Origin of the sequence: uncultured Brachyspira sp. (assembly GCF_944390845.1) — a bacterium.
GTDB lineage: Bacteria > Spirochaetota > Brachyspiria > Brachyspirales > Brachyspiraceae > Brachyspira > Brachyspira pulli.
This window is the reverse complement of the sequence record NZ_CALXRM010000003.1, coordinates 34,580-52,370: the sequence shown is the minus strand read 5'-3', so window position 1 is coordinate 52,370 and position 17,791 is coordinate 34,580. Positions and strand designations below refer to the sequence as shown.

Here is a 17,791-nt window from a genome sequence, read left to right as displayed (position 1 = left end):
AGCCAGCAAATAAATTTATTTATTTGCTAATTATAGGCGGAGACGAGCATAGCAATAATAGGAATAAATTATGGCTGATGATATTATTAAACAATTATTTGATAAAGCTAAAGAAGCCTTTGACAATGAAAATTATGAGTTATCCATAGAATGCCTTGAGAAAATTTTATTCTATCAAGGCGATAATTATAAAACTTATAATCTCATAGGTTTAAACAAACATAATTTAGGATTATATAAACAGGCAATAGAATATTATAATAAATCTATTGAGTTAAATAATACAGAGCCTTACATCTATGTTAATAGAGCTTTATCAAAACATTATTCAGCTTTATATGAAGAAGCTATTAAAGATTATGACATAGCCATAGAATTAAAAAACGATGATCCTTATATTTATGCTGACAGAGGTTTATCAAAAAATTATTTAGGATTATATGAAAAGTCTCTTGAAGATTATGACAAAGCTATTGAATTAAAAAATGATGATCCAGAACTTTATGCTGAAAGAGCAATAGTTAAATATTATTTATCTCTTTATAAAGAATCAATTGATGATTATAATAAAGCTATAGAATTAGATGATTCAATTACATACATTTACAATAACAGAGGACTTGCAAAATTTCAGCTTGGACTCTATGAAGAAGCTATCAAAGATTATAATAAAGCCATTGAATTATATCCAGAATATTTAAATGCCCATTATAATATTGCATTGTCATATCATTACTTAGGTTTAATTGATAAAGAATCTGAGTATTTAAATAAGGCTTTAGAAATGTCTCCAAATAATATAAACACTTATTTTAAAATTTATGAAATGGAATCTAATTTAGGCAATAAAGAAAAATGCCTTGAAACTTTAAATAAGATTTTAGAAATAGATAATCAAAATTATCATGCCTATAATGAAATAGGTAATGTAAAAAATGATATGGGATTTTATGAAGAAGCTATTCAATATTTTAATAAAGCTTTAGAAATTAATCCAAACTATATAGAAGCCTATAATAATATTGGCATATCAAAACATTTTCTAAAACAATATAATGAAGCAGAAAAATATTATAAAAAAGTTTTGGAATTAGATAACAATCATTATAACGCTTATTATAATATAGGTTTATCATATTATGAAATGAATCAATATGATAAAGCACTTCAATGTTATAACAAAGCTATTGAATTAAATCCAAACTATGATATATGCTATAATAATATTGCTCTTATCAGGCATAATTTAGAAGAATATGAAGAAGCTATTAAATATTATAATAAGGCTATAGAGTTAAATCCTAATTATAGTTTAGCATATCAGAACAGAGCTCTTTCAAAACTTGGTTTAAATCTTAATAAAGAAGCAATAGAGGACTTTACAAAAGCAATAGAACTTAATCCCAATTATGATGAAGCTTATTACAGCAGAGCCATAGCAAAAAGCAGATTAAATTTAAATAAAGAAGCTATTGAAGATTACAACAAAGCAATAGAATTAAATCAAAATAAATCCTACTATTACAATAATAGAGGATACATGAAATATTTAGAAAATAATTTAGAAGAAGCATTGGAAGATTTTAACAAGTCAATAGAATTAGACAATAATAATTTAACAGCATATAACAACAGAGCAAAATTATTAACCGATTTAAATAGATATGAAGAAGCTATAAAAGATTATAACGAGCTTATAAAAAGAGATAGTGAAAATGCAGAACTATTATATAGAAGGGCTTTACTTTATGAGAATATAAAAAATTATGATAAAGCTTTAGAAGATTATAATAAAATAATAGAATTGAATAATAATACTTATTATATTATAAAGGCTTATACTGATAAAGGATTTATATACTGCAAATTAAATAAAAGTGATGAAGGATTATCATTTATAAAAAAAAGGAATAGAGAAACTTTTATCTTATGAAGAAGATAATATTGAATATGATATTAATAAAGAAAAAGAACTTAATGCAATTAAAGAACGCACTAAAGAATTAATAAATAAAAATATTTTAGGATTAGAAAATTTTTATGAAGAAATAAAAAATACAAAACAATTTATAGAAAATAATTCTTACCAAAAAGTTTTTGATAAAGGATTTAAAAATTATATAGATGGAAATTATAATGAGGCTTTAGAATATTTTAATAAATCTATTTGTTTAAATAAAAATTATAAATCTTCTTATCTGTATAGAGCTATGACAAAATCAAAACTAAATTATAAAGAAGAAGATATTATAAATGATTATAACTATGCATTGCAATTAGATTCAAAATTCAGCAGTGTATATTTTAATAAAGGACTATATTATGAAAGCATTGGAAAGTATGAAGAAACTTTGAATAATTATAGTAAACTTATAGAAATAGATACTGAATTATATTTTAAAAAAGGATATATAAATAAAGCTTTAATACTTCTTAAATTAAAAAGATATGAGGAAGGTTTTTCAGCAGTTAAAGAAGCTTATAATGCTGCATCCAAAATGAGTATCATAAAAGAAAGAAATGAAATATTAAAAGATTTAAACGAATATATAAAAAAATTATTAAATGAAAATATTAACGAAGCTAAAGAATTTTATAACAGTACAGAAAATATTGATAATTTTTTAAATAACAATGATTAATAAAAATAATTTATATTAATAATTAATCTCTACACATTCTCCTTTTTTCAAATTATTATATCTATGTATTAATATATTAATATTCTCATCATTATAAAAACTATCTTTTTCAATTTTAAATGGTATTGCCTGATTATTAATAGATTTCTTTAAAAATATATTAATAGCAGTATTTGTATCCAAACCCAATTCACTAAAAAGCTTATCTGCATCTTTTTTTAATTCATCATCTATTTCTATTTGCATAATAACTTTTGACATATAAATCTCCTTACCAAACTATTATAATTCATATTAAATAAATTTGAATAGTTTATAAAATTTTTATCTTGTATACATCTGACTGTTTCTAGCCTTATAACTATTCATCAATCTGTACACCTCATCCGGATTTAAAGCCTGTTCCACATTAATAGTAACATTCCAAATATCACCTTTAGGAAATCCTTGTTCCTGTAATTGAGCATTGCTTTGAACTGAAATTTTTCCAGACTTATTGCTTACAATTTCCGCTCCCATCTCCCCTACAATTGCCGAACCTCCATCTGGAATAATGTATCCAGTAGTACCGAATGCAAATTGAGGAGCTGTAGGAGGATTTGATTTAACACTGTCCAATGCATTAGCTGATGACACTATACCAGAAGCAGCAGAAAGTGCAGATGATATTGCAGTAGCTGATATTATAAGTCCTGCAGCAAAACCTACAGGACCGCCTTGTGCAAATGAAGCAGCCACACCTAAAGCTGACTGAGCAATAGCAAGCGAAGGTATTAAAACTGCATCTGCTATCGCTTTTGATTTTTCCATCTCAGCTAATTTTACTTGATTATCCCATTGAGCGTAAGCTTTATTATATTCAGCCTGTGCTAACTGTTTTTCTAATAATTCTCTTTGAGTTTGTATATCTTTTTCTTTTTGTAAATCTTCTTTTTCCTTGTCCTGTTTCTTCTTTAATTCTTCCTGTTTTATTCGTATAGCTTCGGCACTCATCAAATCATTATTATTTATTGCTAGCTCTAATTCTTCATCAAGTCTGGCTAAATAATTTTCATAATCTTCATCATCTTCATATTTTTTATTTTCTTTTAACTCTCTTTGATAATCGTCAAACTCCTGCAATTTATTTTTAGCTTCTTCAATAGCAGCATCATAAGAACTCAAATCATAATAAAAGAAATCAGAAAAACTTGCACTCAAATCTTTATATATGCTTGATACGCTTGAAAGAGAATCTTTTATATCATCAGAAAAACTTTTTAAATCTACACTATTAATACTATTATCAAGAGAGTTAATTGAGCTTTCAATATTTTCTATACTGCTTTTTGCTTCATCTGCTCCGTTTGAAAAATCATTAAATAACTGTTTTGAATCATTAAAAAATAAAGAAGTTTCATAAACAGAATTTATTTTCTTTATACTGTTTTCTATATTTTGTAATTCTTTATTTGTATCAGAAAGATTTTTATTTAAATTATTATTAATCATATTTTACCGCTCTTAAAAATTATTAAATGTATGCATATTCTGAAATGATTACATTTTGACAATTTCTGTACACTATAGAGATATTATCAACTTTTTTGTCGCACACGCCACAGGCGGGCTTCGCCAAAGTTGCTGCCTACGGCACGCAAAGCGAAAACGCACATACAACAACTTTATATTTGATGTAATATAATTTAAAATAAAGTATTTTTATTATTTATTAAAAGCCATACCGTATCAAAACTAAACTTATAATAAAATTAATTATTACGTATAGACTTATCTATCAAAATTTTAAATCTGAATACTGCATAATTAAGTCCGAATCTTAAATAATCATCTTCATCATAAACACAGTAAACAAATCTTCCGCTTATTATTTGATACCAAGCCTCTAATATTATTTTATTCCAAAACAAAGAAGATGTATACAAACTAATAAGTCCGTCATTAAAATAACAAAAGTCATCGTATTTAACTTCTCTATTATAAAAAGCATAATTCACAAGATTATCAATTTCAGTCTGCTCTATTACAGAAAACTTTGACAAATTATTTATTACATAATTCGTCTCTCTAACAAAAAACTTTTTATCACCTGAGCAAACTCATTAATATCTTTTGTACTCCATTCATCAAGAAGACTTGTAGCGAGATTATTATTTATTCTTACATCAAGCCATTTAAAAATATCATCATCAATAATTTTTTCTTCTTTATCTCTCACATATTTTATATTTTCATTAAAGCTTGGACGATTAATACTTATAACATCATCACTTTTAAATTTATTTCCCAAAGTAGAACGGCTGAATACTTTAACAGGAACAATATTTTCTCCGTCATCTTTATAAACAATTTCTTCTACAATATATCTATTAAAAAAATCAATGCATTTAAATTCTAATTTTTCCATTTTAAATTCTCCTTAATTTTTTTCGCTGTAAGGCTATGCCAATTTTCAATTGTCATAGGCTCTAAAAATATAAGGAGTGTTTTTAAATTCTCCTTAATTTTTTTCGCTGTAAGGCTATGCCAATTTTCAATTGTCATAGGCTCTAAAAATATAAGGAGTGTTTTTAAATTCTCCTTAATTTTTTTCGCTGTAAGGCTATGCCAATTTTCAATTGTCATAGGCTCTAAAAATATAAGGAGGGTTTTAAATTCTCCTTAATTTTTTCGCTGTAAGGCTATGCCAATTTTCAATTGTCATAGGCTCTAAAAATATAACGAGTTATTTTATATAATACTTAATTTTCTAAAACTATGTGACAATTTATAATATTTTAAAATAAATAAAGCTTTTATATTGATATAATTAATTTTTGTTCTATAATATTTTTATGAAAAGAAAAGCTATTATATTAATTTTTATTTTTTACTGCTTTAAATTATATTCTTTTAATTTCTACAATACATACAATAATATTTTCTTCTCTAAAAATATAAATAGTTATTTTACTATATTTGATATAGACTATAATAAAAATATTTCAACTAATGAATTAACTATACATAATCAATCAAATATCTATTATAATTTATATTCATTATCAAAAAGTACTTTCGACTTTAAATACAAACCTAATAAAATTAATTTAAAATATTCAAACAGCACATTCCTATCCAATATGACAACATTAGAAAAAGATAAATATAATTCATTAATAAAAAAATAAATTAAAATAAATCTTCTCTATCTGTAAAGGCAATCAAATAATTACTATTCATATCATTTGATTGTTCAATGGCTTTAAAATTATTCAAAGATATTGAAAGTTCTTTAGGCTCTATTGCTGGAAAAGACGGGCTTCCTCCAACATCTATACTTACAAATATAAAAGGATAATCTTTATTTTTAAATCTTGTTTTTGATGATATTATAAATGACTGTCTGTTGCCATTTAAAACTCTATCATAAAAAAGTTCTTTTGACTGAATATTAAAAACCGCATTTCCTGAAAAACTCAATGTAAATTTAGAATTTGGAAATCCGTATCTTTTAGCTGAAATATTAAACTTTTCTTCTTTTGTCCATTCAAAAGCTAAAGCAACATCACTCACAGAAGTAGCTTCAGTGCCATTGATAAAAAGTTTTGTAGGATACTTTGAAGTCTGAGCCATAACAACATCTCTTTCTTCTGCTCTCTCCTCATACAAAACAGAATCTTTATCTATTGTTACTTCATCTAAAGCCCATAAAGAAGAACTGATTTCTGTCATAGCTTTATTAGCAAAATTAAAATTCATAGATTTACTTTCACAGCCTATATATTGATTGCCGTCCATATTTTTTGAACTATCATACAAAGCTATATTATAATATTGTGCCTCTCCAAATCTTGGAGCTATTATGCTTTGATATCTTGGATATTTCTTTTTAGCCTTATCACTAAATATACCGCTTTCTATTAAGCCAACTCTTTTAAAACTTAGTAAATATTCTGTTTGATTATTTTCGCTGTTATATTCTTTTAATTCATTTATTAAATTACTAAAATCAACTTCATCTTCTTCGCTTCCTGTTATTAAAAATGCTTTCATATCTTTTATTTTATTTATGGATTCAATTAAATCTTTATGCTTCATTGAATCATATACATCAATAAAATTACTATTATAACCTTCTTCATTTTCAGTTATAATTTCAAGCATATTAATACTTTCATCATCTGAAGATTTATTAAACCTTACAGCAAAATTATTAAAAGAATTAATACAAAGTAAATTACCTGTAGTTTCTTTTGTATGAACATTAGCCCATATTAAACTAGCGTAATATGCATTTGTATTTGGGAAAGCTCCATAAGAAATATCGCCTGCATAAGTAGTAGCACCTGCATAACTTTCTGAAGAAGGAGCACCTACATATTCTTTACTCATTGATTCTGTAGTAGGAGTAAGTCCCACTGATGAAGGATATATTAAATATTTTCCTTTAACATCATCAGAAGTAAAATCTACTTTTTCATTTCTATTTTTTGTTTTTGCTATTCTAACTTTATAACTAGAACCGCTTACAACTGTTAAGCCGTCCTCATCATTCATTAAATTACCTTTCAAATCAAAAATGCTCATTGTTATACTCTCACATATAAAATATAATTTTCAAAATTATATTTTTTATTATTGTTATGCTCGCCTACTCCTAAAGGCTTAACTTAATAAATTAAGTTAAGGGCTTCAGCTCGCTTTTTTCAATATTATCACCCCCGCCCGCCCACCCCAAATTTTAATTAAATAAACACTATAATTAACACGCGTTAAACTCATACAAAAATATAAATAAAATTTTAATTATAATTTCAACTATATATAAAATTTTATTCACCGCGTGCTTAAAAAATTAATATATTAAATCAAACACTTTCTAAAACTACATTCTCCAAAACATCTCTATTATCAACTGTTATACTGCCCTCTTTTGTTTGATAGCCTTCCATACTCACTTGATAATTTATAACTTCACCTTTTTTATAAGCACCAAAATATTTTTCTTCTTCATTCATTGTGATGACAGCATTTTCCGGAGAAGAAGTGATTTTTATTTTATAAAGCTTATCTCTGTTTTGAACATAATCATAAACTTTTTTATTAAATGCTTTATTAATTAAATTAGTAAAGAACTTCATTTAAATAACTCCCAGTCATAATTCTAAAATTAATATCAAGAGAAAAACTCACGCCTCTAATAGATGAAAAATCATTAAATTGTCTTTTATTGTTTTCACTGTCAAAGGAAGGAGATTCCCATTTAATAACAGGCGATAAAGCTATGCGTTCTCCTTCATCATTTAACTTTGATATCCAATAACGAGAAGCCTGATTGAGTGCTAAAGGAATCATAGTATATGCAAGAAATGATTCTCCTGCTTTAAGCTCTTTATATACTGTAGCTTTTAAAGATATGTCATCTGCAAAACCTGATGAGTCACCTATATATGATTTATCCCCTCTGCTCTCACCTTCTGATATTGTAGCCCAAAGAAATGATTTACTCATAGATTTAACAGCACCTAAACTAAAACAATCTATTTTTAATTTATCATCTAATAGGCTGTTTAAATTATTTTCTCCCTGAACTTTATTTCCTGAAAAATCTATATATTCATCAGCCATAAAGTTCATGAAATTATCTAAAACATATATAACACTATTTTTGAAATGTATCATATCATAACCTTTTTAATTTTTATTTTTACATATACTAAAAACTTTTATTTTTTATAAAATATTTGCAGGGCTTTGCCCCGCACCCCACTTCTTTTGCGACCGAAGGAAGTGCCTTTGGCGTGCCACAAAGAAGCAAAAAGGCTATATTTTAGCTTAAATTTAATATTTTATCTTACATGTAAGACAAAATTAATATTATTTAGTACTAATTTATACTTGCACTTTCGTGAAGCATATCCGAGCTTGTCGAGGATATAGGTTCTTTTTACGGCGGGAAAAAGAACAATAAAAAATTGACAAAGTTAAAAATTTTTAGTATATATTTTATTTTTTATATTAGGGCTTCTTTATATCGCCGTCCAAACGAACACTGTCATAACTATTTTCTCCAACTACAATGCTTGATAAATCTTTTATAGCAAGTTCTTTTAAACGCAAACTTTCTGTGCGAATGAAATTTATTAAGTCGCTGTTTGAAACAAAATTAACGGTTAAAAGTCTCGCTGCCTCATAGCATATATAATTTTTTATAGATATAAAAGGAAGTCCGTTTTCTTCTGTAGGTTCTGTATAATTCATATTTAAAATCATTCTTCTAAATTGAATGGTATAATTTTTTAACTGCTCTTTTAAAAATTCTGTATCAATATCATCATAGTTGAACATTTTAAATATGCTTTTAAAATAATCTATATCAGGCTCATAAATATATTCCTGCATATTAATTTCACCTTTTTAAAAATTTATATCTGGGGCTTTGCCCCAGTCCCCACTTCTTTTGGTGACCCAAAGAAGCAAAAGGACTGCATTTTTTAAGCCCAAAATTATATTTTATATCAAACTAAACATATATAATTATTTTTATAAAAAATTATATATGATAAAATAATATATTAAGCCTCAAGCTCTTTTATTTTCTCTTTTAATTTTTTGTTTTCTTCTTTAAGATAATTTATTACATCATTAGGCTTCATCTTCTCTCTTATAAGCTCCTCTGCTTCCTCTTTGCTTATAATCAAAAATGAATCGCTTAAAGATATATTTAAATCGCTTTCCACTATAACTTTGCATCTTCTTTCATGCACATCTCTAAAGAAATAACCAACTCTTGATACAACATAATCATTAGCTTTTATTTCTTTATTTGTAATACTGTTTTCTAAAAAGAATAATAAAGATTTCTTTGACATACCGCCTCTTAATTATATTTATTAATGTACTTTTTTGTCGCTCACGCCACAGGCGGGCTTCGCCAAAGTACCAAAAAACGCAATACTATAATCTATATAAATAGCAAGTCCATAATTTATAATTAAAACTTAAAATATATATTTAAATTATTTTCAAATGATAATTTATATAAAATACAGTTCTTTTGGTTCTTTTATACCAATAAAAGAACTGGGGGTGCGGGGGCTAGTCCCCGCAAACATTAAAATTTAAAAACTTATTTTGACAAAATATAATTGTTTGGTATATATACTTGATTTAAATTAAGACAAGCTCAAATCTATTTTGCAGAAGCCGTAAGGGTTAGAAGCTACTGTGCATCTCTTTGTTCTTGTTCTCCACAAATTATTGCCTAATATATCAACCTCTCTTATATCATGATTTAAATATACGACCTCTTTTATTGAAGCCATATCCAAAACATTAGATGAAGTTGTAAACATATAAATTGATGAACCTGTCCATATATCTGTAAGATTTTCTAATTGATACTTTTGATCAACTTCATGATCATCAGCAACCCTGAATGCAGTTCCTACAACTGTGATTCCGCTTGTTACTGCATTAAAAATATCCGGTCTGAATGCTTTATATTTTCCGTTAGCATCATTTCCTATCATTGATATATAATTAGAAAATAATCTGAATAAGCCTTGAAGTTTTATATATACATCTATTGGAATAACTATATAAAGTTTCTGTCCATTATCCTGAAGCTCCATTTTATCATTAAATAAATTTCCGCCTACAGCATAATTCAAATATTTTGCCAAATCTATAAATGAAGAAAAGAAATTATCAATATCAGCCTCTGTCCAAGTGCTTATTGGCTTAGCAGTTAAATCAACAGTGTTTGTACTTCCATAAAGTTCTGCATCTGTAACTTTTGCTGCTAAATTTCTTTCTCTTAAAAGCCCGAGTCTTGAAACAAGTTTTTGTGCAATATAATTTAAAATTTCTTCTCCGGCTTTTTTCTCATCTCTTGCATAAAGCTCATTGATTTCTTCTATTCTGTTAATATCTATTCCGATATAATATTCCTCAGGCTCCATTTTAAAAACTCTGGCCTCATGTTTAGGATACTCATTGAAAATATTTAAATCTCCTAATGAAGTACCGCCGTACATATTTTTTAAATTGAAAGCAGTATTATCTAAATCGCCTCCAATGGCTCCTTGAGAAACACCGACAAAAATTTCAGGTATATATTTACTCACGAAATTAGTCTGCCCCATATATCTAGGCATTTCTTTATTGATTATTGGAAAAAGTTTATTTTGTATATTTTGTAAATTAGGTATGCTCATTATTACTCCTATTGTTGTTATGTTCGCCTTCGCTAATATTAGCCAGCAACTTCAGTTGCTGACTGATACGGCTCACTATATTTATTGTTATACCAACTGTAAGGCTACCTACTGGACAGCTCACTTTATTTTGTTGCTAATAAAAATTATTTTAAAAAATATTTAAGATTATTACAAAAATAATATATTCAAGATTTTTATGTTTGATATATTTTTGAAACTTTAGTTACAATACAATCATACAGATTTCAAAAGTATCTCTGCATAATTGCTTCCGCCTCTTATAACTATTCCTACTCCATGTCCGTCTAATGATTTTTTGAATCCTTTATCTGATGCCGTTACAATATCGCCAGCTATAACACTTTCAGCTACAACTGCATTAACTATTCCATCATAGCAAACTGATATTGTATTTGGCTTTAATCCGAATTCTTTATAAGAGAATGCATCTTCCAAAGCAACCCCTATAAATACTGAACCTTCACTATAAAGTGAAAAAACTCCTTTCCCATTATCATCTTTTATTGATACAGGAAATCCTCTTTTTGGTAAATTGGCTTCATCGCTATGAATACCAGCTTTTATTATAGAACCTTGTGCCATTCGAACTCCTATTATTGTTATGCCACCTATAAAGGTGCCTACTTGGTCGGCTCGCTTATTATTGTTATACCAACTGTAAGGGTGCCAATTGGTCGACTAACTTTTTTATTGCACATTTGTATGATTTAATCTATTTATATATTGAAATATTTAACTATCTACTAATTTTTATTTAAATAGTTTTGCTATCTCGCTGTATTTGTTTTCTTCGCTTAATGCCGATAAGTTAATTTTCTCTCCGCCTCCTACTCCAATAGGCACTAAATCATTTCTTACTATTGACATTATTTCTTCTTTGCTTAATCCTGCTTTGAAAAGTTTTCTTGCCTTTATAAATGTAGAGCTTTCTGATTTTGAAGAACATCTTACTGCATTCTGACTCTCTGCATATTCATTGCACCAATCTCCGTAAGTTATAGCTGATAAATTTAATTCTTTATTGCTGTTATCTGAATTATTGAAATCTTTGTTTGATTTATCTTTATTATTTTCTTTTGAATTATCTTCTTTTAATTTCTTTACTATCATATCAATAATAATATTTTGAATTTCTTCATCATTTTTAAACAAATAAACAAATTCATTTCTAGCCTCTTTTTGAATTTCTTTTTCTTCGCTAATTAATTTTTCTAATACTGTTCTTAATTTTTGCATATACTCTCCATTAATATTTTCTTCATTACTGATAATTGCACTAGCACAAAGCAAATCAACATTACGGCTTGCAGGATATTCCACTGCAGCAACAGCTTTGATTTCACAATTCTCCCAATAAATAAAATCATTATCTTCATAAGATTTTTTTCCAACCATCTCAATAGAAGGATAAAAAGATTTTTTCTCTGTTATGCTGTCATCAAACCATTCTATAACAGCATAAAGCCCTATTGCCTCATTATCTTTTTCCAAACTTAAAACTTTTCCAATAGCTTCCCTTTCTTCATCTTCTTTATGCCCCTTATAGACAAATATTTCTATGCTCTTTTTTTCAAATGATTTTATTAACTCATCAATATTTTTTTCTGTGATTTTATTAGTTTTAGTTTCAGCAAAAGTATTTTTTGAAAGCGGTATATATTGCTTGAAACTATCCCCTAAAATTTTATATTTCTTTTTAAGCATTTTATCTCCTTAAAATATTAATTATATTGAAATGATTTTTAATTATCTCTATATCTATAGCAAAAAAGTACTAGCCATACTGGCATCCCGCACGGTAATACTTATTATACAAATCCAAAAATATGTGCGGTTTAATACCAATCATTATTGATTTAATGTTCTAATCAAGAAGATATTATTTATTATCTCTATACCTATAGCAAAAAATATAAGTGATTATAAGTTATTACAAAATAAAAAAGGCTCAGTAAATTAATACCAAGCCTTTTTATTTTAATTTTATTTAATACAATTTATTTTCTATATTTTTTTAATATGCTGTTTCTTAATTCTTTCAAATCTAAAACATCTGTAATTACATAATCTTCAAATTGTGCATTTTTATAAAAAAATGATTTATCTAAAAGTATATAACACATTAATATATTTGCTAATTCTTCCTCATTAAGATTATAAAAATCCATGTTAGGAATTATATCTATATTCTCTTTTAATATCCTATCTATGATAATATGTGCCAGTTCATGAGCAACAACACATCTTTTTTCTTTAATTGTCATTTCTTCATTTATAACAATAACATCAACCCAATTATATTTATCTTTTAAAGTATATCCATATTCAAAAAGTTTTTTCTCTTTTATGAATATTTTATAAAGTGCCACATTCATTATTTTTATTACTTTTGGATTTGTATATGAAGTTTCTCTGCAGAAATTTTTAAATTTATATTGTCTTGTTTCTAACACTATACTTTCTACTGCACTTTTCCAATGTGAAAGTAAAGATTTTGTTATATATCTATTTATAAGACTATCTATTAAATTATTCTGCAAACTATTTAATAAAATTTCTTGTTTTTTTGCCTCATTATAAACATTATTATATCCGCATCTGTCAGCTATTTCTTGTAAATTTAATTTATCCATATCAAATTAAAATCCCCTATACATTCTAACTTCTTCATCTAAAAATATACTTAATATATCTTTATATCTATTTTTTAAAGAAGTTTCTGAAAAACATTTAATCTGTTGGGATTCTAAAGCCTCAGTCAAAGCATTTATTTTTTGTTCATAATTTTCTTCATCGATACCTAAAGAATCAAAATATGCCTCTACTTCTTTTTCTGTAGTGCATTTTTGCAATTCTTCTTTACTGAAAAGTTTAACTGCCATAAATACCTCCCACAAATAATATTTAATTACCTAAAATGTTACAAAAGATGTAAATATTTTCTTTACAAATATAGTATATACAACTTAAAATAATTGACAACTGTATATGAATATAAAAGTTAATGTTTGTTATAAATTAAGTATATATATTTAATAAATTAATCATTTTTATTCTAATGAATGAGAAATCCTAAAATAATCGCATTGTCCTGACAGCCTTAAACTTTTGAAATTCAAATCAAAATATCTTTTAATAAAACTATTATTTATATAATTGATTATACCTGAAACAATATCGCTTGCCATAAGAAGTGCATTGTCTTGAGTAAGTTCAGCTAATGATTTAGTAGCTCCTTTGTTTAGACCAAGTGCTTTAATATCTACACCTTTATTTTTGAATAAGGCTGAAAGCATGCTGTCTCTAAAATTATACCATTCATTAGCATCAATACTTTCTATTTTTTCTATTTTGCCGTACTTGGAAATAAAAATTCCGCCGCCGTTATTTATAAAATTCCTTATCTCACGTTCTGCCTCCTTACGCTTCGAATCATTAAGTTCAGTGTTTGCTATAAAATTAAAACTATGCTCACCTATATTTTTTAAATTACGGTTGAAACTATTATCCATAGATTCTAAAATCTGCCAAAGTGAATATGCACTGTATAAAAATGGCTTTCCTATAATGTCGCCTTCAATACTTCCATAACTCGCATACCCTGCTAAAGCTAAATCAAAATCTATATCTATAATACTAGCCTCATCATAAGAACCATTAAAAAATTCTTTATGTCTTTTTATGATGCTTATGCTTTTTATTTCATCGCTGTCATTTTCATCAAAATTGAACCTGTATATTGAAGAAGGATCATAATATTTAAATCCTTTTAAGCCATCAATCCTTCCTTTAAATCCATAAGCCCTAGCAGGCAGAACTTCTAATTTAGGAGTAAAAAAACAAAAGCCGTAAACTAATGCATTATAAGAAACATTAACTATTAAGTTTTTAAGTCCGCCTGCTCTTTCAAATTGGCTTATAAAAAAATCGTATGCATTGTTTACTTTTTCATTATCTTCGCATTCTTTTGGCATTTCCAAAAAATAATTAAAAGAATTAAAAACTCCTCTGTAAAACTGGAGTATAGGCTCAAGATAAATAGAGTTCTCCATTCTCTTGCAAGTTAATGCCCATTTATGAGGAAATGAAAAATCATCGCTTTCATCTCCCCTATTTGACATTACATTTGGAATGCCTGCATTATAATTGTTAGTTGATATTCTGTTTAATTCATCATTTAATTTTTCTATCTCTCTGTTTTTATCTTTCAATTTATTATCATATTCTTCAATAATTTTTTCTATTTGTGACTGTTTATTTTCTATATTTTCCATAATCATAAACCTTTTTAATTTATATTAATTAATTGATTAAAATAAATCCTTACACTATTAACAAAAAATATTAGTAATTATAAGTTTATATATAAGCAAAATAATATATTTTTTATAAAAAAGCATAAATAAAAACTGATTATTATATTTTCATAAATGCTTTACTATTAATGATTTTTTTGTTATTATTAAAGTATGATAAAAAATAAAAACAAATAAACAATGATAAACTATGCTAAGAAAATTTACTATTTCAAACTATAGGTCATTCTACAATGAAATGACTTTGGATTTAACTGCCTCAAGCGACAGTGTTTATACTAAAAAAATAAATAATAAAGAATATATATCTAAATTATGTATTTTATACGGGTATAATGGCTGCGGTAAGAGTAATTTACTTAATGCCTTAAAATATATTTTCTATTCTAATAATGGATATATTGTTTCTAGTAATGACAGTATAAAAAGACTTTTAGATCCTAATATGATTTATGGTAAAAATGAAAATACCAGATTCTTTTTGGAATTCTATTCTTATGATGAATATATAATTTACACTTATGAATTAATATTAGACAATAATAATAAATCTATATATTTAGAGAAACTATGCAAAGATAACACTGTAATATTTGAAAGGAATAAAAATATTGTAACAAATGGAATATTCGATTATGATATTGATGTACCTGATACAAATACTTTTTTAAGCTTCTTTAATAATAGTAATGAAGGCAATGCGGATAAGTACAGAGAAGAAATTAATTATTATATATCATTATTTAAAAATTTATGTTTTTTATTTCCTTTCACAAATGAAGCCGACTTTTCATCTTATGCTATAGTTGATGCATTTGAATATTTCAGTAAATATAATCTTTGGGATATGTATAAAAGACTTCTTTCTATGATTGATATTGATGATTTAAATATTGTAGATGGTATTGGAGTAAATGAATTTTCTTTTATCTTGGACAATAAGAGATTAGTTTCAAGGCATGATTCTTATAGCAATGATTTTGATGAAATTGAATCTGAAGGAAGTAAAGTTTATGCTATTAATCTTATTTATATATTAACTTCTATTATAAACGGAACCTTATCAATAGTAGATGAATTTAACGGCATACAATCTGAACTTTTAGAGTTTACAGTAAAACTATTTAGAAACAATGCCTTTAATGATATAGAAAGAGAAACATCTCAATTAATACTATCAACTCATGATGTAACACTTATGAGTATTGATGATGCCAATCTTTATAATTATTTTATAATCAATAAAAAAGATAATATAAGCCAAATATACAGGGCAGATCAATTTAAAAATATAAATATGTACAACTTAGAAAAAGAGTACAGAAAAAATCATTTGGGATTAAAAAAATAGAAATTAGAATTTATAAATATATAAAGAGCCTCTATTATCATATAAAGCTTCAGAAGAATTTATTTTGAAAGCAGTATTACAATCTTCTATAGATTTGTCGAAATATTTTTTATCTCCGGAATTTTTATATTTATTGAAGTAAATAGCACTTCTATTGTTTAAAGCATAGATATTATTGAAGTCCATTTTTATAAGTTCATCATAATCATTCAATGCTCTTTCAAATAGATTTTCATCACCGCTTATTTTATATTTTACAGAATATAAAGTAGCTCTATTGTTAAGCAGTTCAGTATCTAAATGATTAGCAGATAAAGCATCATTAAATATTATTAAGGCAGTTTCATAATCGTCTTCTAACTTTTTAAACTCATACTTGATAGAATATAATATAGCCTTATTATTTGATACATTTTCATTATGATTATATAAAGATAATGCATATTCAAAATATTTATCAGCTTTTTTGAAATGATCTTCTTTATTATCTCTGCTGTATATTTTAGTATGAAGTATCCCCGCACCATTCAAAGCTAAATAATTTCTGTCGTCTAATTGGAACATTTTCTCCAATATTTCCAAAGCCTGATCGTCCCGGGAATTTTTTATTTCTTTTACAAGTTCCTTATACATAGCCTCTATTTCAGCTTTTATGCTTTCAGCTGAAGATGTATTCAAAACATTATTTATAGGCTTAGGTTTTTCTGCAACAGCTTTTTCAGCCACAGGCTCTGCCACAATAGGCTTACCATTATTGGCTGATGAAAAATTATTATTTGTAAAATTGAGTATTAAAGTTAATATAAACATCAATATAGATATAAACAATAAAGCATAAGTTGTATTTCTTATATTAGTTTTCATTGTATAATCTATAGAAAATTTCAAAGAGTTAAAATGCGGAGTAACCCCTAATCTTACTTGTTCTTTAACTAGGTTAGTAAATTCATTAGCTATGGCATAGTTATTCAATTCATCTTTAAAATAAAGAGTCATCATATCCATATATTTACTTTCCATTCTTAAAGAAAGTGAATTTGTAAAATTCTCCAATTCTTTTTTAATACGATTACTTGTTCCAACACTATAAATGTTATAAGTAACTGAAAAAATTAAGAGTATTATAGGAAATAATATCAATATAATGAAATTAAATTTTCTTAAATTTTTTTCCTTCATTCCCTTTTTAAAGCCCTTATTTTATTAAAATCAATATGATAATTCTAACATATTTAACTAAATAATCAAATTTTATAA

Annotated in this window: 20 protein-coding genes; 4 read left to right on the top strand and 16 right to left on the bottom strand. The window is 26.0% G+C overall.

Features of this window, described 5'->3' with window-relative positions; translation table 11 throughout:
• The first annotated feature begins 70 nt into the window (after positions 1 to 70).
• Complete coding sequence (locus Q0K52_RS01095) at positions 71 to 1,933, top strand: tetratricopeptide repeat protein (RefSeq protein ID WP_297295567.1); 1,863 nt, start codon at positions 71 to 73, stop codon at positions 1,931 to 1,933.
• Positions 1,934 to 2,210: 277 nt separating this feature from the next.
• Positions 2,211 to 2,642 carry a hypothetical protein gene (locus Q0K52_RS01090; protein WP_297295565.1) on the top strand — a complete coding sequence of 144 codons (432 nt, stop codon included), beginning with the start codon at positions 2,211 to 2,213 and terminating at the stop codon, positions 2,640 to 2,642.
• Between the two features lie 15 nt (positions 2,643 to 2,657).
• Here Q0K52_RS01090 and Q0K52_RS01085 read toward each other — a convergent pair whose 3' ends face one another.
• The 4 genes from Q0K52_RS01085 to Q0K52_RS01070 all read right to left on the bottom strand — a co-directional run bounded on the left by Q0K52_RS01085 (position 2,658) and on the right by Q0K52_RS01070 (position 5,049).
• Positions 2,658 to 2,903, bottom strand: a complete 246-nt coding sequence (locus tag Q0K52_RS01085) for a type II toxin-antitoxin system RelB/DinJ family antitoxin (RefSeq protein WP_297295563.1) — start codon at positions 2,901 to 2,903, stop codon at positions 2,658 to 2,660.
• 63 nt (positions 2,904 to 2,966) lie between these two features.
• Positions 2,967 to 4,130, bottom strand: a complete 1,164-nt coding sequence (locus tag Q0K52_RS01080) for a hypothetical protein (RefSeq protein WP_297295630.1) — start codon at positions 4,128 to 4,130, stop codon at positions 2,967 to 2,969.
• 263 nt (positions 4,131 to 4,393) lie between these two features.
• On the bottom strand, positions 4,394 to 4,684 hold the full coding sequence (locus Q0K52_RS01075; protein ID WP_297295561.1) for a hypothetical protein: 291 nt from the start codon (positions 4,682 to 4,684) through the stop codon (positions 4,394 to 4,396).
• An 8-nt stretch (positions 4,685 to 4,692) separates the two neighbouring features.
• Entirely contained in the window at positions 4,693 to 5,049 is a 357-nt protein-coding gene (locus Q0K52_RS01070) for a hypothetical protein (protein WP_297295559.1), read from the bottom strand.
• A 427-nt stretch (positions 5,050 to 5,476) separates the two neighbouring features.
• Here Q0K52_RS01070 and Q0K52_RS01065 point away from each other — a divergent pair, with 427 nt between their 5' ends.
• Positions 5,477 to 5,812 (top strand): hypothetical protein, encoded by a 336-nt coding sequence (locus Q0K52_RS01065; protein ID WP_297295557.1) that lies wholly within the window; start codon positions 5,477 to 5,479, stop codon positions 5,810 to 5,812.
• 1 nt (position 5,813) lies between these two features.
• On the opposite strand, the gene Q0K52_RS01060 is transcribed toward Q0K52_RS01065, so the two are convergent.
• The 11 genes from Q0K52_RS01060 to Q0K52_RS01010 form a co-directional block, all read right to left on the bottom strand.
• Positions 5,814 to 7,211 carry a phage tail protein gene (locus Q0K52_RS01060; RefSeq protein WP_297295555.1) on the bottom strand — a complete coding sequence of 466 codons (1,398 nt, stop codon included), beginning with the start codon at positions 7,209 to 7,211 and terminating at the stop codon, positions 5,814 to 5,816.
• A gap of 281 nt (positions 7,212 to 7,492) precedes the next feature.
• On the bottom strand, positions 7,493 to 7,765 hold the full coding sequence (locus Q0K52_RS01055) for a hypothetical protein (protein ID WP_297295553.1): 273 nt from the start codon (positions 7,763 to 7,765) through the stop codon (positions 7,493 to 7,495).
• Positions 7,749 to 8,306 (bottom strand): phage capsid protein, encoded by a 558-nt coding sequence (locus tag Q0K52_RS01050; RefSeq protein WP_297295551.1) that lies wholly within the window; start codon positions 8,304 to 8,306, stop codon positions 7,749 to 7,751. The genes Q0K52_RS01055 and Q0K52_RS01050 overlap by 17 nt, the downstream gene beginning before the upstream one ends.
• A gap of 336 nt (positions 8,307 to 8,642) precedes the next feature.
• The gene (locus Q0K52_RS01045) at positions 8,643 to 9,026 is read right to left on the bottom strand and encodes a hypothetical protein (protein ID WP_297295549.1); all 384 of its coding nucleotides are present in this window, start codon (positions 9,024 to 9,026) and stop codon (positions 8,643 to 8,645) included.
• 173 nt (positions 9,027 to 9,199) lie between these two features.
• Positions 9,200 to 9,496 (bottom strand): hypothetical protein, encoded by a 297-nt coding sequence (locus tag Q0K52_RS01040; RefSeq protein WP_028329105.1) that lies wholly within the window; start codon positions 9,494 to 9,496, stop codon positions 9,200 to 9,202.
• A 303-nt stretch (positions 9,497 to 9,799) separates the two neighbouring features.
• Positions 9,800 to 10,843, bottom strand: coding sequence for a hypothetical protein (locus tag Q0K52_RS01035; RefSeq protein ID WP_014486618.1), 1,044 nt, complete (start codon positions 10,841 to 10,843; stop codon positions 9,800 to 9,802).
• A 237-nt stretch (positions 10,844 to 11,080) separates the two neighbouring features.
• Positions 11,081 to 11,449 carry a phage capsid protein gene (locus Q0K52_RS01030; protein ID WP_297295545.1) on the bottom strand — a complete coding sequence of 123 codons (369 nt, stop codon included), beginning with the start codon at positions 11,447 to 11,449 and terminating at the stop codon, positions 11,081 to 11,083.
• A 168-nt stretch (positions 11,450 to 11,617) separates the two neighbouring features.
• Positions 11,618 to 12,571, bottom strand: coding sequence for a phage capsid protein (locus Q0K52_RS01025; protein ID WP_297295544.1), 954 nt, complete (start codon positions 12,569 to 12,571; stop codon positions 11,618 to 11,620).
• Positions 12,572 to 12,864: 293 nt separating this feature from the next.
• Complete coding sequence (locus Q0K52_RS01020; RefSeq protein WP_297295543.1) at positions 12,865 to 13,500, bottom strand: ImmA/IrrE family metallo-endopeptidase; 636 nt, start codon at positions 13,498 to 13,500, stop codon at positions 12,865 to 12,867.
• Positions 13,501 to 13,506: 6 nt separating this feature from the next.
• Positions 13,507 to 13,749, bottom strand: coding sequence for a hypothetical protein (locus tag Q0K52_RS01015; RefSeq protein WP_104617763.1), 243 nt, complete (start codon positions 13,747 to 13,749; stop codon positions 13,507 to 13,509).
• A 168-nt stretch (positions 13,750 to 13,917) separates the two neighbouring features.
• Positions 13,918 to 15,141: a phage capsid protein gene (locus Q0K52_RS01010; protein WP_297295542.1), complete on the bottom strand. Its 1,224-nt coding sequence runs from the start codon at positions 15,139 to 15,141 to the stop codon at positions 13,918 to 13,920.
• 232 nt (positions 15,142 to 15,373) lie between these two features.
• On the opposite strand from Q0K52_RS01010, the gene Q0K52_RS01005 reads away from it, so the two are divergent.
• Complete coding sequence (locus tag Q0K52_RS01005; protein WP_297295541.1) at positions 15,374 to 16,534, top strand: ATP/GTP-binding protein; 1,161 nt, start codon at positions 15,374 to 15,376, stop codon at positions 16,532 to 16,534.
• Between the two features lie 3 nt (positions 16,535 to 16,537).
• On the opposite strand, the gene Q0K52_RS01000 is transcribed toward Q0K52_RS01005, so the two are convergent.
• A complete protein-coding gene (locus tag Q0K52_RS01000) occupies positions 16,538 to 17,713 on the bottom strand; it encodes a hypothetical protein (RefSeq protein WP_297295540.1) in 1,176 nt (391 codons plus the stop codon).
• Between the last annotated feature and the right edge of the window lie 78 nt (positions 17,714 to 17,791).